The organism is Mesorhizobium sp. M1E.F.Ca.ET.041.01.1.1 (genome assembly GCF_003997355.1).
Lineage (GTDB): Bacteria > Pseudomonadota > Alphaproteobacteria > Rhizobiales > Rhizobiaceae > Mesorhizobium.
The window spans coordinates 1-23,587 of the sequence record NZ_RZSL01000029.1; the positions used below are offsets into that span (position 1 = coordinate 1).

At 64.2% G+C, this 23,587-nt stretch carries 19 protein-coding genes and 1 pseudogene; 6 read left to right on the forward strand and 14 right to left on the reverse strand.

The window, feature by feature from the left end:
* From EOA38_RS04865 to EOA38_RS04885, 5 genes and pseudogenes are all read right to left on the reverse strand, one after another.
* A pseudogene (locus EOA38_RS04865) lies at positions 1-151 on the reverse strand (mandelate racemase/muconate lactonizing enzyme family protein); the annotation flags it as partial.
* A gap of 2 nt (positions 152-153) precedes the next feature.
* Entirely contained in the window at positions 154-1,251 is a 1,098-nt protein-coding gene (ugpC, locus tag EOA38_RS04870; protein WP_126092255.1) for a sn-glycerol-3-phosphate ABC transporter ATP-binding protein UgpC, read from the reverse strand.
* Between the two features lie 4 nt (positions 1,252-1,255).
* On the reverse strand, positions 1,256-2,122 hold the full coding sequence (locus tag EOA38_RS04875; RefSeq protein ID WP_126095781.1) for a carbohydrate ABC transporter permease: 867 nt from the start codon (positions 2,120-2,122) through the stop codon (positions 1,256-1,258).
* A 2-nt stretch (positions 2,123-2,124) separates the two neighbouring features.
* A complete protein-coding gene (locus tag EOA38_RS04880) occupies positions 2,125-3,021 on the reverse strand; it encodes a sugar ABC transporter permease (protein ID WP_126092256.1) in 897 nt (298 codons plus the stop codon).
* 211 nt (positions 3,022-3,232) lie between these two features.
* Positions 3,233-4,543, reverse strand: a complete 1,311-nt coding sequence (locus tag EOA38_RS04885; protein WP_126092257.1) for a sugar ABC transporter substrate-binding protein — start codon at positions 4,541-4,543, stop codon at positions 3,233-3,235.
* Positions 4,544-4,701: 158 nt separating this feature from the next.
* Between EOA38_RS04885 and EOA38_RS04890 the strand changes: the two genes are divergently transcribed.
* Both EOA38_RS04890 and EOA38_RS04895 read left to right on the forward strand, forming a co-directional pair.
* The gene (locus tag EOA38_RS04890) at positions 4,702-5,487 is read left to right on the forward strand and encodes an IclR family transcriptional regulator (protein ID WP_126092258.1); all 786 of its coding nucleotides are present in this window, start codon (positions 4,702-4,704) and stop codon (positions 5,485-5,487) included.
* A 117-nt stretch (positions 5,488-5,604) separates the two neighbouring features.
* Positions 5,605-6,441, forward strand: coding sequence for an amidohydrolase (locus EOA38_RS04895; protein ID WP_126092259.1), 837 nt, complete (start codon positions 5,605-5,607; stop codon positions 6,439-6,441).
* Between the two features lie 24 nt (positions 6,442-6,465).
* Here EOA38_RS04895 and EOA38_RS04900 read toward each other — a convergent pair whose 3' ends face one another.
* The 3 genes from EOA38_RS04900 to EOA38_RS04910 are packed head-to-tail and all read right to left on the reverse strand — an operon-like array spanning position 6,466 to position 9,325.
* Positions 6,466-7,611: an extracellular solute-binding protein gene (locus tag EOA38_RS04900; protein ID WP_245480765.1), complete on the reverse strand. Its 1,146-nt coding sequence runs from the start codon at positions 7,609-7,611 to the stop codon at positions 6,466-6,468.
* 5 nt (positions 7,612-7,616) lie between these two features.
* Positions 7,617-8,777: a CaiB/BaiF CoA-transferase family protein gene (locus EOA38_RS04905; protein ID WP_126092260.1), complete on the reverse strand. Its 1,161-nt coding sequence runs from the start codon at positions 8,775-8,777 to the stop codon at positions 7,617-7,619.
* A complete protein-coding gene (locus EOA38_RS04910) occupies positions 8,774-9,325 on the reverse strand; it encodes a MaoC family dehydratase (RefSeq protein ID WP_126092261.1) in 552 nt (183 codons plus the stop codon). Before EOA38_RS04910 ends, EOA38_RS04905 begins: the two co-directional genes overlap by 4 nt.
* A gap of 422 nt (positions 9,326-9,747) precedes the next feature.
* Here EOA38_RS04910 and EOA38_RS04915 point away from each other — a divergent pair, with 422 nt between their 5' ends.
* Positions 9,748-10,632, forward strand: a complete 885-nt coding sequence (locus EOA38_RS04915) for a hypothetical protein (RefSeq protein WP_245464893.1) — start codon at positions 9,748-9,750, stop codon at positions 10,630-10,632.
* Between the two features lie 21 nt (positions 10,633-10,653).
* Here EOA38_RS04915 and EOA38_RS04920 read toward each other — a convergent pair whose 3' ends face one another.
* The 3 genes from EOA38_RS04920 to EOA38_RS04930 all read right to left on the reverse strand — a co-directional run bounded on the left by EOA38_RS04920 (position 10,654) and on the right by EOA38_RS04930 (position 15,539).
* Positions 10,654-12,177: a hypothetical protein gene (locus EOA38_RS04920; RefSeq protein WP_126092262.1), complete on the reverse strand. Its 1,524-nt coding sequence runs from the start codon at positions 12,175-12,177 to the stop codon at positions 10,654-10,656.
* Positions 12,178-12,249: 72 nt separating this feature from the next.
* Entirely contained in the window at positions 12,250-13,359 is a 1,110-nt protein-coding gene (locus EOA38_RS04925; protein WP_127298632.1) for a cellulase family glycosylhydrolase, read from the reverse strand.
* Between the two features lie 20 nt (positions 13,360-13,379).
* Entirely contained in the window at positions 13,380-15,539 is a 2,160-nt protein-coding gene (locus EOA38_RS04930; protein WP_126092264.1) for a GumC family protein, read from the reverse strand.
* A gap of 240 nt (positions 15,540-15,779) precedes the next feature.
* Between EOA38_RS04930 and EOA38_RS04935 the strand changes: the two genes are divergently transcribed.
* Positions 15,780-17,192 (forward strand): lipopolysaccharide biosynthesis protein, encoded by a 1,413-nt coding sequence (locus tag EOA38_RS04935; protein ID WP_126092265.1) that lies wholly within the window; start codon positions 15,780-15,782, stop codon positions 17,190-17,192.
* Positions 17,189-18,283, forward strand: a complete 1,095-nt coding sequence (locus tag EOA38_RS04940; protein WP_127298633.1) for a glycosyltransferase family 4 protein — start codon at positions 17,189-17,191, stop codon at positions 18,281-18,283. The genes EOA38_RS04935 and EOA38_RS04940 overlap by 4 nt, the downstream gene beginning before the upstream one ends.
* On the opposite strand, the gene EOA38_RS04945 is transcribed toward EOA38_RS04940, so the two are convergent.
* Positions 18,269-19,744 (reverse strand): hypothetical protein, encoded by a 1,476-nt coding sequence (locus EOA38_RS04945; RefSeq protein WP_126092267.1) that lies wholly within the window; start codon positions 19,742-19,744, stop codon positions 18,269-18,271. The genes EOA38_RS04940 and EOA38_RS04945 overlap by 15 nt on opposite strands.
* Before the next feature lie 302 nt (positions 19,745-20,046).
* Here EOA38_RS04945 and EOA38_RS04950 point away from each other — a divergent pair, with 302 nt between their 5' ends.
* Positions 20,047-21,204, forward strand: coding sequence for a GNAT family N-acetyltransferase (locus tag EOA38_RS04950; protein WP_126092268.1), 1,158 nt, complete (start codon positions 20,047-20,049; stop codon positions 21,202-21,204).
* Between the two features lie 104 nt (positions 21,205-21,308).
* Here the strand turns inward: EOA38_RS04950 and EOA38_RS04955 are convergent, their stop codons facing one another.
* Complete coding sequence (locus EOA38_RS04955; RefSeq protein WP_245480764.1) at positions 21,309-22,631, reverse strand: NAD(P)/FAD-dependent oxidoreductase; 1,323 nt, start codon at positions 22,629-22,631, stop codon at positions 21,309-21,311.
* Entirely contained in the window at positions 22,532-23,332 is an 801-nt protein-coding gene (locus EOA38_RS04960; RefSeq protein WP_245464894.1) for a WecB/TagA/CpsF family glycosyltransferase, read from the reverse strand. Before EOA38_RS04960 ends, EOA38_RS04955 begins: the two co-directional genes overlap by 100 nt.
* Positions 23,333-23,587 lie beyond the last annotated feature (255 nt).

A 23,587-nucleotide genomic window follows, 5' to 3' on the forward strand; every position in this document is an offset into this window, starting at 1 on the left:
TGTAGGAATAGCCCATGCCGACCGCGCCGTCGGCGTCGGTGATGGTGACGATCGGAGTTTCCTGGCTGACGAAACTCTGGATCGCGTCGGTGCGCTTCACCTTCGGCACCAGATCGACCATTGCAAGCTCGACTTTCTCGATCTTGGCCATCGTCAGCTCCTCAAGGATTTGCCGGTTTCCGCGGAAAACAGATGCGCCTGCGACAGGTCGAAGCTCATGGCGACGCGGTCGCCGGCCTTCAACGGCCTGGGGTTCAGCATGCGCGAGACCCAGTCGCGGCGATCGAATTCGGCGAACACCAGCGTTTCGTTGCCGAGCGGCTCCGTCACCGTCACCGGCAGCTCAATCTGATGGACATCGGCGGCGTCACCCGAATGCAGGCCGTGGCCTGCTGGATAGAGGTCGTCGGGACGCAGGCCGAAAATCACCTTGTCGCCGGCGCTGACCCTAGCCTTGAAACGGCCGGGCAGCGGCAGGCTCTGGCCGCCGGCGAAAACGACCTTGCCGTCGTCAACGGTCGCCTCCTGCAGGTTCATCGGCGGCGAGCCGATGAAGCCCGCGACGAAGCGCGTGGCCGGCCGCTGGAAGACTTCATCCGGCGTGCCGACCTGCTCGATATAGCCGTCGCGCATGATGACGATGCGGTCGGCGAGAGTCATCGCCTCGACCTGGTCGTGCGTGACATAGATGACCGTGGATTTCACCTTGGCATGCAGCTTCTTGATCTCGGTGCGCATCTGGGTGCGCAGCTTGGCGTCGAGATTGCTGAGCGGCTCGTCGAACAGGAAGACGTCCGGGTCGCGCACGATGGCGCGGCCCATGGCGACGCGCTGGCGCTGGCCGCCGGAAAGCTGCGAGGGGCGGCGCTCCAGCAGCGCGTCGAGGCCGAGAATGGCCGAGGCCTCGGCGACGCGGCGGGCCATCTCCTCCTTCGGCGCGCCGGCGATCTTCAACGAGAAGCCGAGATTCTCGCGCACTGTCATATGCGGATAAAGCGCGTAGGACTGGAACACCATCGAGATGTTGCGCGAGCGCGGCGGCAGGTCGTTGACGATGCGGTCGCCGATCTCGATCGTGCCGCCGGAGATGTCCTCGAGACCGGCGATCATGCGCAGCGTGGTCGACTTGCCGCAGCCCGACGGCCCGACCAGCGCGATGAACTCGCGGTCGGCGACATCGAGGTCGATGCCGTGCACGATCTCCATGTTGCCGTAACGCTTGGTGAGTTTCTTGAGCGAGACAATCGCCACCGGATCAACCTTTCACCGCGCCGGAGGTCAGGCCGCCGACGAGGTGCTTCTGCACGATGAAAGTGAGGATAAGCGCCGGAATGATCATCACCACGGCCAGCGCGCACATGCCGCGCCAGTCGATGGTGAATTCGGCGGTGTAATCGAGCAGCCCGACGGGCAGCGTCTTCGAATTGATCGAGCGCGTGAGCTGCGAAGCCAGCGCGAACTCGTTCCAGGAGGTGAGGAAGGCGAAGATGCCGGCCGACGCGATCCCCGGTCCGGCCAGTGGAAACTCGACCTGCCAGAAGGCCTGCCAGCGCGTGCAGCCGTCGATCTGCGCCGCCTCGGCGAGGTCCTTCGGCACCTGGCGGAAGAAGCCGTCGATCAGCCAGATGGTGAAGGGCACGTTGAGCGCGACGTAGGCCAGGATCAGGCCGAAATGCGTGTCGATGATGTCGAGCCGGGCGTAGACGAAGAACAGCGGCAACGACAGCGCGATGCCGGGCACGGTGCGCGTCAGCATCAGGCCGAGGAACATCGCCGACTTGCCGCGGAAGCGGTAGCGGGCGAAGGCGTAGCCGCCGGCCATGCCGATGGCGATGGCAATGACGGTCGACGTCACCGAGATGATCAGCGAGTTGCGGAAATAATCGAGGACCGGGATGCCGCCCTTGCCGACGCCGCTGAACATGGCGATGTAGGCATCGAGCGAGACTTGCTGCGGGATCCAGACCGGCGGCTTGGCTAGGATCTCGACCGTCGGCCGCAGGGACGACAGCACGATCCAGACGCCGGGCAGGCAGATCAAAAGCATGGCGAGGAACAGGCCGACGCGATGGGCGACGACGCCAGCGCGGCGCTTCAGGCGGGCGGATGCGTTGGCGTCCATCATCACCACTCCGCGCCGATCTGGGTGCGCGCCGCGGCGAGCTTTTTGAAGAAATAGACGGTGAAGACGATCGACAGCAGGATCGAAAAATAGGCCATCGCGTTGGCGACACCCATGCGCGCGTCGCTATAGGCGGTGCGCGCCACCAGCGTCCACAACAGTTCCGTGCGGCCGGCCGGGCCGCCATCCGTCATGATCTTGACGATGTCGTAGGCGCGCGCGACGTCGAGCGAGCGGATGGTCATGGCGATATAGGCAAACGGCATGATGAAGGGCCAGGTCACATAGCGGAAGGTCTGCCACGGCGTGCAGCCATCGACTCGCGCCGCCTCGACCGGCTCCTTCGGCATGGCGAGCAGGCCGGCGAGGATCAGGATCGCGAAGATCGAGGTCGACGACCAGATCTCGGCAATCGAAATTGCGATGAAGGCAAGGTGGCCTTCGATCAGCCACGGGATGGCGTCCTGCGTCAGGCCGAGCGACTGCAGCGCGTTGTTCACCAACCCGATATTGTCGTTGAACATGAACTTGAACTGGAAGCCGACCAGGATCGGCGAGAACATCATCGGGAACATCATGATGGTGCGCAGCAGCCGCTGGCCGCGGCTGGCCTTCTCGACCAGCAGCGCAAGGCCGAGCCCCAGCAGCATCTCGAGATTGAGCGCGATGGTGAGCAAGAGCACGGTGCGGCCGAAGGCCCACCAGAAATTCGCGTTGGACAGGATGTTGCGATAGTTGCGCAGCCCGATGAAGGTGAAGAAGGTTTCCGGCCGCGTCAGCCTGAACGGCGTGAAGCTGGAATAGAAAGACAGGCAGAGCGGCACGACCACCACTGCCGCCAGCACGAGCACGGCCGGCAGCAGAAGAAGGGTTGGCGCGGAAAGCCGCTTGGCAGTCATGCAATGTTCCAAAGATGGTAGTGCTGCTGGCGATCCGTGTCGCGGCCGGCCGCATCGGTCAAAGCGGCGCCGGTCGCGAGGACCGGCGCCGCGGGGAGGATGGCGCTTAAAGCGAGTCGCTTCGAAACGAACTCCAAGCGACGCGCTTTAAGCCTTTGTTCTGATGCATGTCGTCCACCCAAAACCGCTGCGCACTTTTGGGCGACATGCATTAGAGCTTGCCCGCGTCCTCGAGGATCTGCGTCGCCTTGGCGGCCGCGTCGTCGAGCGCCTGCTTGGAGGTCTTGTCGCCGAGGATGGCGGCCTGCAGCTCCGGATAGACGGCGTTGGAGATCTCGATCCACTCCGGCGTCTGCGGCACCGGGAAGGCGTTCTTGGCGGCTTCCTGGAAGGCCTGCAGCACTTCGGTCTTGTAAGGATCGGACTTCGCCTGATCGAGGTCCCATTCCCAGACCTTGGTGCGGGTGGGCAGCGGGCCGGCCGCGGCTTCCAGCCTCTGGCTGTCCTCATTGGTCAGCCACCAGACGAGCGAGGCAGCGGCTTCCTTGTCGGCGCAGTTCTCGGTCACCGAGAAGCCATGCGCACCGGACCAGCCGGAGCGCTTGCCGGACGAGCCCTTGGGCTGGACCTTGACGCCGACATTGCCGGCGACCTTGGACGACTTCGCGTCGTTGAAGAAGCCGGCCCAGCCCGGCCAGTCGAGGTTGATCGCCACGGTGCCAGACGCGAAGCCCTGGCCGAGGTCATCCCAAAGATAATTGGTCGTGCCGGCGGGCACGGCCTTGGCCTTGTAGAGCTTGACGAACCAGTCGAGCGCCTTGACGCCGGCCTCGGAGTTGAAGGCCGGCTTGCCGTCCTTGTCGAGATATTCGCCGCCATCGGCAATCAGCATCTCGTAGAAGCGGCCGTTGATCGCCTCTTCCTTGCCGGCATATTGCGTGCCGTAGAAGTCGGGCGGGCTGGCGAAGAATTCCGCCTGCTGGGCCATCTCGTCGAACGTGTCCGGGGGCGCGAGGTCCTCGCCGTACTTCTCCTTGTAGGCCTTCTTCTTGGCTTCGTCCTGATAGAGGCTCTTCTGGTAGTAGAGCGCCGAGACGTCGAACTGCGCGCGCGGCAGCATCACCAGCTTGCCATCCAGCGTTCCGGCCGCGATGTTGGCAGGCACGAAGGCATCGATCTCCTCCTTCGGCAGCAGCTTGGCGAGATCGGTGTAGATGCCCGGATATTGCGGCGCGAACGAGGTGTGGTTGGAGCCGACGCACCAGGTGATCGAGTTGGAGGCAATATCCGACTTGATCTCCTTGTCGAGATCGAAGTGGTTCTTCTTGGAGATGACGTTGACCTTGGCACCGGTCGCCTTCTCCCACTCGCCGATACGCTCGTAGAGCTTCTCGTATTGCTGGCCGCCAATCAGCTTGGCGTCGACGGTGACGCCGGGAAACTTGCCCGGCAGATCGGCCGCGAATGCCGCGCCCGATGCCATGAGCAATGCGCCGGCGACGCCGGAAAGCAGTCTGTTCATGAATATCCTCCCTGGACGGCCGACAGCCGTCGTGATCTGAAGCTCAGCAGCTTCATTCATATGCAAACAAAATATTCATAAGTCGTCAAGCCGAAACTGCTTTCCAACGATGGCGCTCTTGCGTATATGAAGATGAAAATTCACCAGAGGGGCATCCGGTGCAGGACGACGAAGAAGACCGCTATCGCGCGCCGGCTCTGGACAAAGGGCTGGACATCCTGGAGCTGTTGGCAAGCGTCGACGGCGGCCTGACCCAGGCCGAGATCGCCAAGCGGCTCGACCGCAGCCCGAACGAGTTCTACCGGATGCTCGACCGGCTGGTGAAGCGCGGCTACGTCACACGCCCCGACGGCGACCGCTATTCGCTGACGCTGAAGCTCTTCGGGCTCGGCCAGTTGCATGCGCCGGTGCGCAGGCTGGTCTCCTACGCCACCTCGATCATGCGCGAACTGGCCGAGACGTCGTGGCAGGCGAACCAGCTCGTGGTGTTCGATCGTGGCAGCGCGGTCGTCATCGCCCAGCAGGAAGCGCCGCGATACTGGGGTATCTCGATCCGCGTCGGCTCGCATATCAGCCTGTTCGACACCGGGTCGGGACATGTCCTGCTGGCGTTCCGCTCGCCGGAAGAGCGCGAGATGATGATCGCCGAGCACTTGCGCAGCAACGAGGAGATGAAGCTGTCGCCCGACTTCTTCGCCCGCCTCGACCAGGTGCGCGACCGCGGCTATGAGATGATGGCTTCGCTGCAGACGGCCGGCGTCTACAATCTGTCAGCGCCGGTGCTCGGTCCCGACGGCCGCGGCATCGCCGCGCTCACCATACCCTACATCACCCTGGTCAACGCGCCGTCCGCGCCCGATATCACCAGGACCATCACGCTGCTCCAGGCCGCCGCCGCCCGTCTGTCGCAACTCGCCGGATCGGATGTGCGGCCAAAGGGATAATTCTTATTTGAATGATGAATTCTCCCGTGAGATGATCGAATCCAGGGTTTTGATGCATGTCACCCAAAACCGCTGCACACTTTTGGGTGACATGCATAAGCGACAAGGGAGGAAGCCATGATCGTCGACACGCACCTGCATCTCATCGACAAGGCGGCGCTGCGCTACCCTTGGCTGTCCGGCGTGCCGGCGCTCGACCGCAACTTCTCCCACGATGAATATGCCACCGAGGCGCGCCGCGCGGGCATAGAGCAGGCGCTGCATATGGAGGTCGATGTCGACCCGGCCGATATCGAGGCCGAGACGGCTCACGTCGAAGGACAGTCGAAGAAGCCCGGCAGCCTGGTGCGGGGCGCGATCGTCTCGTGCCGGCCGGAAGAGGCCGGTTTCGCCGCCTGGCTGGACAAGGTGAAAGCCGATCCTTTCGTGAAGGGTTTTCGCCGCGTGCTGCATGTCGTGCCCGACGACGTTTCCGAGGGCGCGCTTTTTCGCGAAAACATCAAGCGTATCGCCGGCAGCGGACTGACGTTCGATCTCTGCGTCCTGCCGAGGCAGATGATGCAGGCCATTGCGCTCGTCGATCTGGCGCCGGACGTGCAGTTCGTCCTCGATCATTGCGGCGTGCCCGACATCAAGGGCAAGGCCGAGCACCCCTGGCGCGAGCAGATAGCCGCGATCGCGCGGCGCCCCAATGTCGTCGGCAAGATCTCCGGCGTCGTCGCCTATGCCGATCCCGCGACCTGGACCGCCGAGACGCTGCGGCCCTATGTCGAGCACACCATCGCAAGCTTCGGCTGGGACCGCGTCGTGTGGGGCAGTGACTGGCCCGTGTGCACCTTGGGCGGCGGGCTGCTCGGCTGGGTGGCGGCGACACACGCGCTCATTGCCGGCGCGAGCGAGGCCGAGCGCGCGAAGCTTTTGTCCGGCAACGCGAAGAAACTTTGGCGGCTGTAAGCCCAGCGCCGATGCGCGAATGTATTAGTCGGCCGCAACGGCGGGCGCGAAACTCTCCCGGAACAGGCGGTTGATGTCGGCGACGACCCGGCGCCCATCCTGCCGGCCGGCTAGGCCCTCGTTGAGGCAGTCGGACGCGGCCTGCTGGAACGCCATGTAGCCGTCATGGCGCGGGCGTACCCAGGCGCCCTCGAGCGTTGCCCGCGTGCGGCGATAGAAATCGCCGGTCGCGGCGTTGACGGCCGCGTCCTCCCAGGCGGCGGCATGGCCGGGCTGGCCGCCGGCGGCGGCGTAGGGACCGCGCTGCACCTCGCCGCTGGCGATCCAGTAGGCGAAGTCGATCGCTTCCTTGCTGGCAGTGGAGAAAGCCGAGACGGCGATGCCGGTGCCGCCGAGAGCGGAACCGACCGGGCCGTCAGTGCCCACGGACGGCATGTCGCTGAAAAAAAGCTGGTTCGGACGGAACCCGGCTTTCGCATAGGGCACGTAGCCATAGATCAGCGGTGCGCAGGCGATGCGCGAGCCGGCTTCCGCCATCTTTTCGAACACCGCGATCGGATCCATCGTCAGGCATTCGGGATCGACGAGCGCCGAGATCTCACGCAGCATTTCGAAGACGGTTTCGCCGGTCTCGGGATCGACCAGATCGCCCGGGCCTTCGACGGCGCACGGCCGGCCAAGATCGGCGGCTAAAGTGAAGAAGCACATCAGCGAGTGCGGCGGCCTGAGCGGCAGGAGCACGCAGCCCTGCTCGACAAGCTCCAGCACTTCGGTCCAGATCGTCGGCGCGCCCTCGATCAGATCGGGCCGCCAGGCCTGCACTTGGCTGGCGGCGTCGATCGGAAAGGCCCATTGCCGTCCCCGCCAGGCGTAGCTTGGATAGGATCGACCGACGCTTGCCTTGGCCAGCGCTTCGCGCTCCGCCTCGCGGCCCGGAACGTCGAGCGGCGCCAGGCACTTCTCGGCGGTGATCTGGCCGACATGCGGATGATCGATGACGATCAGGTCATAGGCGCGGGCGAGTTCCTCGACCGAGAAAGATTCGAAATCCTGCAGCGAGCGCTTCTCCCATTCGATCGAAATGCCGGTCTTTTCCTGCCACAGCCTGGAGCAGGCAACCATCGGATCGTAGCCGCGCGGATGGTTCCAGGTCATGCCTTTCAACGACATGCCACTCACAGGCCGAACTCCTTGCGGATCTTGTCGCTGTGCTCGCCGACGCGCGGCGCCGCCCGCTCGACCTTGGCGCGCACGCCGTCGATCCGCAGCGGCGACCGGGTCGTGTCGATCGTCACCCCATCCTCGCGCGTCACGGTCTGCAGCAGGTCGAGCGCCTTGAAGCCGTCGCTCTCCAGCATCTCCCTCCAGTTCAGCACCTTCGCGCACCAGATATCGGCCGGCTCGAGGATCGCCAGCCATTCATCGACCGCTTTCTGCGCGATGCGCTGGGCGATGATCGCCTTGATCTCGTCGCGCGCGGTGAACCAGGTCGACGGCTGGTCGAGGTAGGGCGCCAGCGCCTCGATCTCGAGCAGGTCGGCCAGTTTAGGGATCGGCGTCATGGCGATCGCCAGGAAACCGTCCTTGGCCGGATAGACGCCGTAGGGCGCCGCCAGATAGGCATGGGCGCTGCGGAAGGACGAACGGCGCGGCAGCCGCCGTCCGTCGTTGAGATGTGTCGTCAGAACCTCGAACTGGAAGTCGATCAGCGCCTCGAACAGGCTGGTCTCGACATGGCCGCCTTCGCCGGTGATGCCGCGCCGGACAAGTGCTGCGAGGATGCCCTGCGCGCAGGCGGCACCCGCCAGCATGTCGGCGATTGCCAGACCGAACGGCACCGGACCCTGATCCTCGTCGCCGTTCAGCCACATCACGCCGGAGCGCGCCTGGGCGAGCAGATCCTGGCCTGGACGTTTCACCCAAGGGCCTTCCTCGCCATAGCCGCTGATCGAGGCATAGACCAGCCGCGGGTTGAGCGAGCGCACATGCTCATAGTCGAGGCCGAGCCGCTCGATGATGCCTGGCCGGAAATTCTGGATCAGCACATCCGCTTTGCCGAGCAGGCCGCGGAGCGCGGCAAGGTCCGCTTCGTTCTTCAGATCGACGGCAAAGCTCTCCTTGGCGCGGTTGATGGCGTGGAAGATGGTGGAATCGCCGCCGATCTCGGTGTCGCTGAGATAGAGCCTGCGGGACAGGTCGCCGCCATCCGGACGCTCGATCTTGATGACGCGCGCGCCGAGGTCGAGCAGTCTCAGCGAGCAGTAAGGTCCCGACAGGAACTGGCTCATGTCGACGACGACAAGGCCGGACAGCGGCAGGTCGGCGGCCATCATCACTTCTCCGTCTTGCCGGCGAAGTCGGCCGGGTTCTTGTATTTCACCGTCTGAAGGTGCTCGCAGTAGAGCACCAGCTCGCCTTCGCCCTTGAAGACTTCGTAGCTGGCGCGGATCAGCCCCATGTCCTTGTAGCGGGGCTTTTTCTCCATGTTGGTGCGGATCGAATAGATGGTGTCGCCGATGAAGACCGGCTTGATGAAGCGGAGCTTGTCGTAGCCGTAGGAAAAGGCGTTGACGCAATTGGTCGCGACGAGGCCGAGCCCGGCGGAGAAGACGAACGCGCCGGCCACCAGACGCCTGCCGAAAATGCCTTCGCGCTCGGCGAACATCTGGTCCTGCACGTAAGGGTGGATGTCGAGCACCAGGGTGTTGAAGAGATGGCTGTCGCCTTCGGCCATGGTGCGCCGGAGCGAGCGGATTTTCTGGCCGACCGGCCAATCCTCATACAACCAGTTTTCGGCGTTCCACACCGGCAGTTCGGCGTGATCGGCCGGCATGTCGGAAGGGCGGGTCGAAGCGACGCCGACGGTGGGTGGGAAGCTGGTCATTATCCTGTTCGTCCGCTGCCGGAGAATAGGCCGCGCCGTCCGGGCAGGCCGGAGCCGGGGCGCGATCGATCCTCCCATCAATCTTCTCTTGTGAAGATTATATTCACATATGAGATTTCGGTACAAGCGGAGTCGAACAGAAATTTTGGCCACACGGTCGAACCGAGAGTGAAACATGTGCGCGGGGCACAACGTTGCTCCCGGCCATTCCCTGTTGGCTGCCTGCGGCCCGACAGAGCCAGCTACGTCAACCCTCTTGGGTTGTAGAATTTGGAGGATCGGTTGTAGCGGAGGAGCACTGCGCGGTGTCGTGAAATATGGCCAATAAAATTGGCCCCGAAGGTGGTGTAATTCGTTAGTAATCGATCGTCAGGATAATATGGACCTCGATCACATCGAGTGACTTTTTTCTTGAGACGATTATGGCGGTTCTTGGTGCATTCCCTTCCGGTGTCGGCTGCCGGCCCTTCGATGAGGGGGACTGGGAAGGCGTGGCGGATTGCCTGCGCAGGGGCTTTCCGGAACGCAGCCGCAGCTATTGGATCGAGGCGCTGACCCGCCTGTCGCGTCGGCCCGCGGTCGCCGATTTCCCTCGATATGGTTTTGTCCTCGAGAAGTCGGGCAAGATCGTCGGCGCCGTGCTCACGCTCTATGCCAGGCACAGGGGCGTGGACGGCGACGAAATCCGCTGCAATCTCTCGAGCTGGTCGGTGGACGCGGAGTTCCGGCCCTATGCCAGCCGGATGATCGCGACGGTCATTGCGCGCAAGGACGTTGTCTATACCAATATTTCCCCGTCACCCGGGACATTGAAACTCAACAAGGCGTTCGGCTTTCGCCTGTTTTCCGGCGGACAGGTCGCCTTCCTCCCCGTCCTGAATGCGATGCCGCGCCAGGACCGCGTGCTGGAAGTCCGTTCGGATCTCGCCGAAATGGCTGAGCTCACCGACAATGAAAGATACATACTCCTGGAGCATGCGGCGCTGGGCTGCCTGTCGCTGATCTGCGTTTGCGACGGTGTGGCGCTGCCCATTGTGCTGAAGCCGCGCCGGATTTTGCATGGCCTTATTCCGTGCTGCCAGGTCGTCTACTGCCGCTCCCACGCGGATCTGCTCCGGTGCGCCGGGGCCGTGGGGCGCTTTCTCCTGCGGCGCGGCAAGTTGCTTTGCCTCGTCGATGCCATGGGCCCGATTGCCGGACTGTTCGGCAGGTATTTTCCCAACAAGGGACTGAAATATTTCAAGGGTCCGAGATCGCCCTTGCCGGGAGACCTGACATTCACCGAGATGGTGCTGTTCGGCTCGTGAAGGAATCGCGAAGCGGCTGAATCAGTCGGGCAAACCAACCCTCGCCGCCGCGGCCATGCGCCAGCGTGTTCCGAGCGACACGCCCACGAGCAAAAGGCAGAAGGCGAGGGCGAGAGGGGAGTAGAACGCCTCCTCCTGCAGCACGGCGTTGGCCGAGATGGTGGCGATGCCGACAAAACCGAACAGGAAATCCGGGTCGCCGGTTTCGATGAGCTGCCGGCGCAGCGCCACCAGCAGCGCCGCCAGGAAGCCGAAGAACACCAGGCTGCCCACGCCCATCTGGTAAAGCATGACGCCAACCGCGCTCTCGACCGGCACGGAGGCCGCTCCCTCGGCCTGAGCGCTTTGCCAGTTGAGATTGATGCTCGTGCTCGACAGGTTGCCGCCGAGCCCCAGCCCTTGCCCCAGCGGGTCGGCCAGGAAGTCGCGCATGCCGGCGATCAGGCCGAGGACGTGATAGTCGCCATGTGTTGCACCGTAGCCGATCGCCGCGGTTGTCCAGACCACGGCCAAACCTATGACGGCCGTAAGCGCCAGACCGGCACGGGAGGGCTTGTAGATCAGCCGCGCGGCAATCGCGACGAAAAGCATGAACGTCGCTCCCTTGGAGCCGATGACGAGCAAGAGCGGCAAGGCCGCGACAGGCAGCAACCATCGTCCTCTGAACAGGAGCCAGGCCGAAATGATGCTCAAGGCGTAAGCATAGCTGATCGGATGGAAGTTCGGGCCGCCGATGCGAAAGACGCTCGGCAGGATGTCGTTGAACAGCGGCGTGTTGAAGAAGGTCGTGGTCATCACGTCTTCGATCCCACGATAAACGAAACCCGTTTCCTTCAGCGCCTGCTCCCACACACCTGTCTCGACCTGCCGCGATATGCTGCGCTCGACGTAAAGGTCGCCGTGGAAGAGACCGAGGAAATCCATGGTGAAGATCAGTTCGGCGTAGCCATAGATGATCGCGCCGGCGCCGAGCCAGAGCATGCTCTTGCGCAGATCGACGGGATAAAGGCTGGCGGCGAGGGCCGCGATGTGAAAGCAGGCGAGCGGTGTGATCGTGTTGCGGAAATAGACGACCGCGTCCTTGGGGCCGCCATGCACGACGCCGAGGGCGAAATAGAAGCAAACCGTTCCGCAAAGCACCATGCTCAGCAGCAGCCACGGGCGCAATTCGGTCAGCGCGCGGACACGGTGCTGAAACGAGGCGGCCAGGAAGATGCCGAACGCCGTCATCAGGATGATGAAGTTGGTGCCGCGCAGCGCATCGAATGTGTCGTTGTCGGGAATGTAAGGGGTGAACCAGGCGACCACGAGGTTCTGGTAGAGGAAGGCGCAGATGATCAGCACGGGGACGCCCGAAGGCATTGCGTTTGCAAGGATCAGCGTCAGCACGAAGGTCGCAGCAACCCCGAACGGCGTCCAGACGGCAAAGGAGGAGACGGCGAGCGCTACGACAAGCAAGGCGGTGCCGACATGCAGCAGGGCTTCGGGCGTGTCACGGCCCGGCACGCCCAGGCTGGCGGGCGAATAGGCCTGCGTCGTGCTCATCGGCGGCCCGATCCGGTCGTTGCTCGCCGCGGCAAGTGGTTATGGCGCCTTTCGTTCACGTCCGTTTCCCGCTTAACCTCCAAGGAGCGCGGCGATCATCGAGCGGTCGAATCCTTCGATACTCCGCCTGTCCCTGATGAAGCCGAAACCCTGATCGAGCTCCCAATAAGTCCATGCCACATGGTTCGCCTCCGCCGCCATGCGCACGGTGCGCACCCAGGACGCGCGGCTTTCGGGATCCACACAGAAATTGAGCACACCGAATTCGTTCAGCATGACCGGGCAATCGTGGTTCGCGGACCAGCGCGCCAGATCGACAAAATCCGCGGCGATCCGCGCCTCTGTCCATGGCGACGACAGTTCGTCTTCAACGAGGTTGGCGGCCTCTTCATCGCCGGCCGATCGAAGCTTGGAGAGAAGCTGGCGGACCGCCGTCATTTCGCTGCTCGCGGGAAAGGGCAGGTTTGCGATGCGGGCGAGCGGCGACGCATCCCAGTTCTCGCACTGATGGGTGAAGGCCATAGGCGCGTAATAGTGGACGGCGGCAATCTGGTTGTCGTCGGCGAGCGGCGGCGTGTCGGCGATTTCCCAGATACCCTGAAACCGTGCCGGTCCCCAGACCAGTGTGTGCAGCGGACAGCTTGCTCGCAGTGTCGCGGCGATCCGTTCGCGCAGCGCCAGCCATGCGCTCCGTTCCATGGGTGGCTCGTTGAGCAGCTCCGGATAGACCGATTCCGCCGGCAGATCGGCGACGACGACACGCAGCGCCGTCCAAGCCTGAAGCACGCGTCCGCCCGCGGCGTCGGGATCGCTCCGGAAGGCTGCCACCAGTTCGCCCGAGGGATGCATGTCGAGGAGAACGGAAAAGCCGAGCCCGACAAGGTCCCTGATCCCGTTCTGGATGCGGCGAAGCGTTGCCGGGTCGCCGCTGGAGACGAGATCGCCGTTTACCGGCAGCCGGATCGTTTCGAACCCCGCCTGGCGCAGCTTTTCAAGCGTGGCCGTGGAGGGGGCAAGTCCACCATCACGGTCGAGCCATCCGGGAAGGTTGAAGCCGCGCGACGGGACGCGGGCATCGGTGGTCGCCAGCGCGGCTGACCGTGGCAGAGGGCAGGTGGCGAGAACGGCTCCGGCGGCAAGAGCCAGCGCATGTCGGCGTGACACCTTGAGCGGCGATGTCATCGATCCACCGCCTCCATGGCTTATCCCCGGGCAGCAGAGCTGCGGCGCTGTTCGTCCACCGCTCGCGGACCGTCGACCGCTCCGACCGGCCGGACGCCGTCCGGCGCGACGACGAGAGTGGCGCTGCGGCCGATCTGGCCGGCGCCGAATTGCTGCGCAAGCAGCTTGGCGGCGTCCGAAGCCTGCTCGGACGGACCGAGCGCAAGAAGGGCAAGATCGGCTTTGGCGAAGAGTTCAGGATTCCAGCCGTTCTCGTTGAACGAAGGCGCGATCACGAGCACGAAATCGAATGCGCTCCCGGCCTCGGCCAGAATGCCGCGGAACGTGTTGCGATCCGCAACGCCAGGGCCTTTCCCCGCCACGGAGCCGCACACTACCGTCTGCAGACCGGTCGCGCCGTCGATGAACAATCCGGCTCCTTCCGTCGTCGAGCTGGACAGATGATCGCCAATCTCCACCACCAGCACATTCTGATCGGCCCGTTGCATGCCGATGCCCAGCATCGCGCCCGCGATCCTCGCCTCGAAGCTGCTGCGGATCGAAGATACGAGGATGACAAAGGGTTTGCCATGGTCGTTGAGGTGCAGGACCATCTGCCGCATGATCTTCAGGACGTCTAGCGAAAGCGTTTCGTTTCCGGTCTGGAAAAGCTGCTTCCTGATCGCCTTGATGTTGGAATAGGCGGTCCCGCCGGCAACGCCAGGCAGACGGTATTCGCCGAAATTGGCCGGCATCGGCAACGGCCGGGGGCTGGCGGGCGCGTTGTCCTTGCTGTCCACGGCCGGCTCCGGCGCGACATGCTTCGGCGCCTGCGGATGCTCTTCCGGCTGCGGGATCGGACCAAGCGCCAGCGCGAGGCCGCATCCGGCGAGAAGCCCCAGAACGGCGCTCACCAGGAGAAGCAGGACCGGCTTCGGCCATGTCGGCTGTACAGGCGGCGAGGCGACGCCGATCTTGCGCGCCTCGGAGGTCTGCACGCCCTGCATCTGGGAGGTTTCCTGGGCGCGCTTGAGGTAGTCGTCGAGCACGGCGCGCGCGGCCTGCGCCTTGGATTCCAGTTGCCGCAACTGCACCTGCGCGATGTTCGAGTTCGTGGACTGCTGACGCAGGGCTTCGAGCTTGTCCTGCAGCTTGCCGACATTCTGCACGGCAAGATCATAGTTGGCCTTCAGCTGCTGCCTTATCCGGTCGGCCTCGGCGGCCATGAGCCGCTTCAACCGCTCCAGTTCGGACTGAAGCCGTCCGATGGTCGGGTGACGCGGCCCGTACATGGTTTGCAGGCTGGCAAGCTCGGTGGCGCGCTGGTTGTAGTCGTCGCGCAATTTGATGGCGGAGGTCGAGGTAAGAATGTCCGCAAGCTTGGCGAGCCCGGCCGGCGAATTGCCAGCCGCCAGCGCCTGGTTGTATCGGTCCTTGGCCTGATCGGCGTCGCCCTGGGCGGCTATCATCTGCGCCGTGAGCTGATCGAGCTGCGACTGCAGCGTGCCGCCATCCGTCGAATTGACGATGTTGTGTTTCGTCTTGAAATCCTCGACCGCCCGCTCGGCGTCGCTGACATCCTTCTGCAGGCCCGAGATCCTGTCCGTCAGCAAGGTGTTCACGTCGCTGTTGGCGGTCTCGCGTTCTCCGACGAGGCCCGCCCGGTACTGATCGACGATGGCGTTGGCGATGCGCGCGGCCTTCTCCGGCGACGGCGATGTGAAGCTGACATTGATGACGTAGGTAAGTCCCTCGCGCTCCACCGAAACCTTGCTCTGGAAGCGCTTGAAGGCGGCATCCTGCGCCGAGTTCGCGCCGGCTCCGAACAGCGACAGCAGACGCGACACCGGGCCGACGCCGGCGAACTCCGGGTCGCTGCCGAGCTTCTGGTTCTTGAAAACCGCGCCCAGCAGGTCCGGCGATTGAATGACGAAGACCTGGCTGGCGATGGCGGCGCTGTCGGACCCGATCCCCGGAAGCACGTTGTTGAAATTGGTCGCGCGTGTGTCGCGGGGGTCGATCAGTATCGAGGCCGTCGCGGTATAGCTTGGTTTCGTCACCGCAAGATAGGAAAGCGCGAGCAGCAATGCCGCGCCGGCGATGGCAAGCACCATCAAGCGCCGCGCCCAAAGAATGGCCCACACGGCACCTATGTCGAACAGCGGCGGAAGAGTGCGCTCGTCGATCCTGGCTGGCTTCATCAATGTTCCTCGCGCGGAGCCGCGACCTAACGACCTCACTCGTCTCCACATTATTAAGGATTATCGTTAGCCATCCGTTAAGGGTGGCGGCGTGACGATGAGTTCGGCTTGGGCGCCGCCGGTAACCATGCGAAGCGTTCGCACTGGCGCGGTTGCGGCATTTTGCTTATGCAGGATCGGGTTTTGAGCGTCGTCGTAGGTGCTGGGTAGGCCCATCGCCGATCGTCTCAGGAGGCGACGTTGAAGGACAATACAGGGAACCGTGAGGCCGCCCAGGGGGCAGCGGCCAGCCCGGCGACCGACATGCGCATGTCGATCACAGCCCTTGCCAAGAGCGGCGCCGTGGCCGGCATCATCAAGCTGGCCAGCGCGGGCTTGTCCTTCCTCATGTTCGTGGCCGTGGCGATGGTGACGGACGAACGGGAGTTCGGCCTTTACAGCGCGACCTACGCCGGCGCGAGCCTGGTCTCTTTCTTCGCTTCGGTGGGCCAGCAAAGCACCGTGCTTAGGTTCTGGCCCCAATATGCCGGACTGGGCGATCTCGCCTCGGCTCATGGGCTGATGGCCCGCGCCATTCTCGTCGCGCTGGCCGGGCTGGTTGCCACCAGCCTGCTTATAGTCGTGGTGGGATTCCTGCCCTTCATCGGCAGGGGAACGCCGGAATGGCTCCCATTGTGCGTGGCGGCCGCGGTGCTGTCCTTCTCGCTCGGCTGGTCGGAGTTTACCTCCGGCGCTTTTCGGGCCAAGAACGCGCTCATATCCGGCTTGTTGCCGCGGGACATCATCTGGCGCGCGGCGACGATCGGCACCGTTCTCGTTTTGCATTTCATGCATGTGAAGATGGACGCGATTGCAGCGACCTACCTGACGGCGCTGCTGCTCGTCCTCTCGGTCGTCCCGCAAACATTCATCCTGGTGCGCGACACGATGCGGGCCGATCGCGGCGGTCTCACGGAAGGGCAAAAGCAGGAATTCAAGACCGTGACGCTCGGCCTGTGGGGCGTCACCTCGCTGCCGCCCGCGCTCGGCCAGGTCAGCACCCTGCTGGTGGCGATGATCCTGGGGCCGGAGGCCGCCGGCGCAATCTTCGTGGCGGATCGGACCACGCGTTTCGTGACGCTTGCGCTCAACGGTATCAACCAGGCGCTGGCGCCGCAGATATCGGCTGCCTTCTACAGCGGCGACAGGGCTCACGTGCAGCGCATCACCAGCCTCGCCGCCCTTGGCGGCTCGGCCATTGCGCTGTGCGTGCTGGCATCCTTCTGGATATTCGGCAACTTGATCCTGTCCATCTTCAATCCGGCCTATGCGACGCCGACCATGAGGGCGACGCTCGTCATCTTCGGCATAGGGGCGACGTTCGGCACCGCCTGTGGCCCGATCGAAATCCTGCTGCAGTTGACCGGCCTCCAGCATGCGCTGTTCAAGGTGCTTGTCGTCGTCAACATCATCGGGCTTTGCGTGACCGCGGTGGCAACCTACTACCTCGGATCCGTGGGCGCGGCGCTGGCCATTGCCGGGACCGTCATCGCCTGGACGTCCTTTGGGGTGTTGATCGCCCGGCGCAGAATCGGCATCAACCCGTCGATCCTTGGTCTGTCCCTGAACGGGGTCGGACTGTTGCCGCATGCCCTTCTGAGGGGACGCACGTGAAGATCGTCCAGGTGCAGACCCAGGCCGAGGCCGCGGGCGCGCAACGCATCTCCGACATGGTGGGCGAAGGATTGCGGGCGCGCGGGCATGAGGTGCGCACCGTCTTCATGTACCGGAAGACCGAAGCCTACGACAGCGATCCGAACGCGGATTTCGTCCTCAAGGAGCGCCCGCGCGGATTGCCGGGACAGATATGGGCAACCGTCGGCCTGGCGCGATATCTGCGCGCGGCACGCCCCGACGCCGTCATCACCTATCAGCACTACGGCAATATCTTCGGCACGGTCGGCGCCCGGCTGGCCGGCGTCAGGCACGTCGTCGCAAATCAGAGCGGCGCCCCGCACAGCAAGGGCGTGATGGGTCTTCTGTCGCAGATCGACAAGCTGATGGGCATGGTCGGCCTCTACCAGGCCAATGTCGTCAATTCCGGCTGGACGGAGGCGCAGTTCGATCGCTATCCACAATCCTATCGGCAGCGTCTCCACCGCATTGACCACGGCGTTCCCGTGCCGGGCGGGGAATTCGACAAGGCGGCCGCGCGTGCCGCCTTCGGCCTGCCGCAGGGCGTGTGGCTGGCCGTCTCATCGGGCCGGCTGACACGGACGAAGAACCAGATCGCCCTTGTCGGGGCGCTCGACCAACTGCCCGAGGTGCACGTCGCGCTCGCCGGCGCCGGGCCGGAGCGCGAGGCGCTCGTTGCCTTTGCCGAAAGCCACGGCGTGGCGAATCGCTTGCATCTCGTCGGCGAGGTTCCGCCGGCGCGCATCTTCGAATTCCTCGCGGCCGGCGACGCCTACGCCTTTCCGTCGATGACGGAGACCTTTGGCCTCGCCTGCGTCGAGGCGGCCATTTCAGGCCTGCCGATCGTGGCCAGCAACCTCGACGTCATGCGCGAGGTGCTGACGGCGGAGGACGGCTCACCCGCCGCGCTGTTCGTCGAAGCCAACGCCGCCGGCATGGCCAGCGGGCTCGCCGACCTGTTCGCGCGGCCAGAATCCAAGGCCAGGCTTTCGGCGGCGGGGCGGCGGCTGCGGGACAAATATTCGCCGGCCAGGATGTGCGCCGGCTACGAGGCGCTACTTCTTGGCTGATCGCTTCCGCACGGCCGCAATCCCGTCGATCACCTCCAGGCGGCCGGCCCGATTGAGCGTGTGGATCTTCGGATAGGGCCAATCGCCGGCCGCATCGATTGATCGGGGGGGCGAGAGCCGCACCATCCGCTCGTCGAGTTGCAGCAGCTCGCACAGGCCAAGCCCGCCGCCATAGCCCAGGGTTCCGTCCTGGACCGGAAGGAGGACGCTGCCCCCGCGGTCGAGGACGAAGGCTCCGCCTGGGCGAGCCATGCGATGGTCGATCAGGATCGGGTTCGCCGGATGTGGCCGCCATGGGCCGGCGAGCGCGGGAGCGGAGAAAACCACCAGCGTGTCGGAAGTGCTTCCGTGGCCATCCCGATCCGTGGCGAACAGCCAGAGCATGCCTTCATGCTCGAACAAGGTGGCGTCGGAAATCTCGCCTTCGACCAGCACGGCCTCGGCTATCCAACCGTCCGGGAAACCCGAGGCGCGATAGAGCGTGAGCTTGCCGCTGGCGCTCGCTTCCGGCAGCATCCAGATCACGCCGTCGCGCTCGAACACCTGCGGGTAGGAAAGGTGGTGCGCTTCCTCCAGCACGACCCGCGGCGCACCGGGAATGCCGTCCGCATCGAAGGGAACAACGGAGATCACCGCCTTGCCGGTCGCGTGCGGATAATCTTCCACGAAGACGAAGGGCTGATCACGCCACCAAAAGGGGAAAGGATCGGCATAGAAATGATCGCCCTGGTCGGGCAGCACCGACCAGCCGGTGCCGAGCTTGCCCGTGTCGGCGACGCCCGGTGCATCAGTGAAGCGGTAGCCTACCCGCCAGTGCGCATGGCGGAAGCGTGCGCGCCGAAGCGCTTCCCGGCCCAGCCGTGGCAGTGCTGCGCCGAGATAGGCGGATGTGAACCGGCCTCGCTCACCAAGACCATGGGTTTCGGTGATTGCCTCGCGTGGCAGCCGGTCGGCGGCGAACGCGCGAGCGACCGATTGAACCAGGGTGACGGCCCGGGCGAACACGTCCTCGGTGCCGAGTGCGGTGGATTCGCGCTTGTCGACCATCGGCCGCGCCAGGCCCACCACCGTCTTTTTGTCGAGGACGGCCTCGATCACCGGCAGCCTGCCGGCCGCGACGGCGATTGCGGCCGAGAGATCGGCGCTGGATCCATCGAAGCGAAGGCCGATGGTCGGAACGTCCGATGGGGCCGCGTCGCCGGCAAGGTCGAGCCTCAGCGCAGCGGGGCGCTTGCCGGGTCGGGCCTGGATTGCTTGCACTGCGGAGCCGAGAAGAGGGCCGCGCCGGCGGAAAAGACGTTGCTCGAACTGGAAGGCGGCTTTTGCCGTGGCCGGCCAGCTTGCCGGCCCGGGCTGATGCGCAACCGCGACATCGTGGCCGTCCGCCTCCAGCCGCTCTATGGCGACCTGCTGCCAACGGCGCGGCGCCGATTGCGGAACGATGACCTCGATCGCCAGCATGTCTTGCCGTCCGCGTCTATTTTCTAATCGGGTTTTCGTAGTTCCGATAATGAGGAGCGAAAGACTAGCTTAAAAATGCTTACATCCGGGTTACACGCAAAGTCCAACTTCGACTTTGACGTCCACGGCGAAAATTCTTGACTTGCGATCCCGAACCGGCCGAGGGCCATGCGCCCGGCCGCTTTTGCAACGCAACATTAGCATTTTACGCATATACCAAGATTCCAACAATCCCGGCGACCGATCTTGACCTGAAACGCAAGACGTCGTCGATAGGCCGCTGTCCAGCCGGTTCGGATCACATGTTTGAAGTCACTGCCGAGGATGCGTTCGATTTCCGTTCGACGGAATACGCCGAGCTCTTCGCCAATTCGGCGGCGACCGCTTTTCAGCATCCCATATGGCTCGCGCAACTGTATGAGAGGATCGTGCGGCAAGGCGCCGCCACGCCGCTGATCATCGTCGTACGCGTGCGTGCGAGCGGGAAGCTTGCGATGGTCCTGCCGCTGGTGAGGCGCCGGTACACGCTGCTGAAGGTGGTGGAATTCGCGGATATGCGGGTTTCCGACTATGTGTCGCCGGTCGCCGACGAGGAGACCTTCTCACGCATCCTGGCCGACAGCCGCGCAGTCGCAGCAATCCGCAAGCATCTGCGGCCATACGATCTCTTGCGCATCGGCAAGCTCGCGGATCGCTCGTTGGCGATGGAACGCTTGCTTGGCATCGACAAGCGCGACAGCATGGGCATGAGCGCCTATTCCAGCAAGCTGGAGCCGACATTCGCCGGCTGGCGTGAGCATCGGCTGGACCAGTCGTATCGCAAGGAGCTCGACAAGAAGTCGCGGCAGCTCAACCGGATGGGGGAGGCGCGCTTCGAATGCGTGGACGGCCCGGCCGCCATCCGCACAACATTCGATGCGCTCAGGCTCTATCGCGGCAAACGCTTCGACGGCAGCAACGGTCCCGCCGACCTTCTGCAACTGCCCTCCTATTTCGATTTCTACCTGGCCGTGGCCAATGAGGGATGCGGCGGCTTCGCCCGCACCTATGCATTCTGGATGAACGGCCGGCCGATCGCCGGCGCGCTCGGGCTCGAGCACCGTGGCTCGCTCCTGGTCATTCTCGGCGGCTTCGACGAGGCCGGCTACAGGAAGCAGTCGATCGGCAGCCTGATGTTCGAGCAGATCGCCCGCGACTGTATCGAGCGCGGCGACCATCACCTCGATTTCACCATCGGCGACGAACCCTACAAGCGCATCTTCGGCGGACGGCCCTCACCGATGTGGCAAATCTACCGGGCGGGGAGTCCGCTCGGCTACGCGGCGCATATGACGGTGGAGAAAATGCCGGCAACCAAGGTGCTGGCGCGGCGCATCCTGGAGGCCGCGCATGTCAAGAAGGCCAAGCCTTCTCCCATCATGGTTCCGTCGGCCTCCGATGAGGCCGCCGAATCTTCCTGAGTAAGATCGTAGCCGCAAAGCCTCGAGGCGTCACGCATCCGAACGTCCATCGCGCGTTGACGGACGCGATTGTCGAGCGCCGGCCCTGGACGGTGGCGGTGCGATCAACCGACGGCTTCTACGCTCGGTCGCTTGAGGCCGCGCAGCCTCGCGGCAAAGCTCGGGCTCACCTTGTCGATCTCATACAGGATGCGGCGGCGGCTGAAGTGGACTTGCCGGCGCGCGCGCCAGCGCAGGTCGGTGTCGATGGTCAGACTGCGGCGGAAATTCGCCAGTTGGAGCGCGTGTTCGTCCATCGCCAGCTTCGCCGGATCGTCGTAGAAAGCGGCGATCTTCGCCGCCGCCATGCCGGGCGTGGCCATCCATTGCGGCACATGCACCATGCATAACCGTTCCACATCGGTGAGCAGCCGGCTGACGCCCGTTCCGGCGGCCGGACAGGATGTCTGGTAGGCATCGCCTATCAGGACCACGCCGTCGCGTTTGCAATTCTCGGCAACGGTGATGTCGGTGAGCCAGCTCGAGACACGGTCGATGACTTCGAAATCGCCGAAGGTGTTGATCAGTCCTGGAAGCGTTTCGATGAGCGTTTCCCGGGGACGGTCGCGCAGCGCCTTGACCCACGGGTCGGTGTGCTCCCGGAAAACAAAGAGATTGGCGCGGGTAACGTCCCCGGCCGGGAAAAAGTTCAGGTAATCGATCCCGTCCGAGACGCGTTCACCGTAATAGGTCAGCGCAGGGTGCCTGAAGGCGCTCGCGCCCGCCGGACGGACATTGAAGCCGAAGGTCAACGATTGCCGCTGGTGGATGAACCGGCGCTCGATACCCACATCGCGCCGCAGGATGTCACCCATGCCCGTGGCGAGCACGAGGAGGCGCGCCGTCACATCTTCTTGCCCGATGATCGACACGCGCTGCCGCTCGGGGCCAGCCTCCACTCCGCTCACCCGGCCGGCGACGAAGCGTACGGTCTTAGGCAGTTCGGCGCGCATCGCGGCGACGAGGTCGTCGTAGAAAATGCCGTAGTGGCGGGCGCGCGTGCGGTCGAGCACCCGTCCCTTGCGCATATTGACGATCTCGTCGAATGCCGCGGCCGCCGCCGAAAGGCTGTCCAGCAGACCGATTCGGCGCAATTTGTCGATCTGGTCGCCGGCGATCTTCTCGACGCGGAACTCGCGCGGAAAAACGGGATAGCGATCGATCAGCGTGACGTGGTAGCCGGACCGCCCAAGCAGGGTCGCGGCAAGCGTGCCTGAGAGCCCGCCGCCGACGATGGCGATCTCCGTATCGGTTCCTGCCGGCAGCGGACGGAGCGAGTTTTCGGCGGTCATTGCGAATACCTCAACAGGGCATAGAGAGCGCGGGGATTGGTGGTGAAATAGCGCCAGAAGAGCCGGCGCGGCTCCATCAGCATGCGCCAGAGCCATTCGAAGCCGGCCTTCTGGACCCAGAGCGGCGCGCGTCGGACCTTGCCGCCAAGATGGTCGAAAAGGCCGCCGGATGTCTTGATGACCCCGACATTCGAGAGGCGCGACCCGAAGTCGCGCACAAAGATCTGCTCGCGCGGCACGCCGAGGCCGAGCCACAATATGTCCGGAGCGAGCGCGTCGATTTCATCGAGCTTCTTCTCGAGCGCTTCGCCGGCGAGATAGCCGTGGCTGTGGCCGACGATGCGCAGGCGCGGGTAACTGGCCTGGATCGCCGCCACGGCCTTGCCGTTCTCGGCCTCCGTGGATCCCAGCAGATAGAAGGTTGCCGCCTCGTTCTCGGCGAGCTTTGCCACGTCGTGGAACAGATCGGTGGTGGCCACCCGTTCCGGCAGCGGCGTGCGGCACAAAAGGCGCGAAGCGAGAACAAGCGGCTGGCCGTCGGCGAAGATCTGGTCGGCTTCGCGAAAGAGGGCGGCTATCTCGGACTTGGCGCGCGCCTGGGCGATGACCTCGCCGTTGGCGGAGGTGAAATAATACGGACGGCTGCCGTGCCGGTGTTGGCGCGCCGCCGCGATCATCAGGCGGGCGGCGCCCTGCCGGTCGATCACGGTGATGGGCAGCCCGCCAAGCTGCACCGTCGGCAATGCAAGCACGTCCTGCCGGGATGGCGCTGCCTCCAGCTTCGCCACGGCGCTCACGCTCGTGTGCCCGGTCGAAGTCTGAGGCGGCAACCGAGGAAAATGAGAGGTCTCATGGTTCGCAGGCGTCACACGTTGGCTGGAATGGAGCGGATCCGGTGCGCCGGTCGTAGCGCCCTCTTGTTCAAAATCTCTTTTTGAACTTTCTAAAACTTTTCGCATAGGAGAATTCGCCCCACTCCCCGATATTCAAACTACCCCCTTCATTGCCACCATAAGTAAAAAAAACAAAAAGTTAAGTGATATGTTAATAAT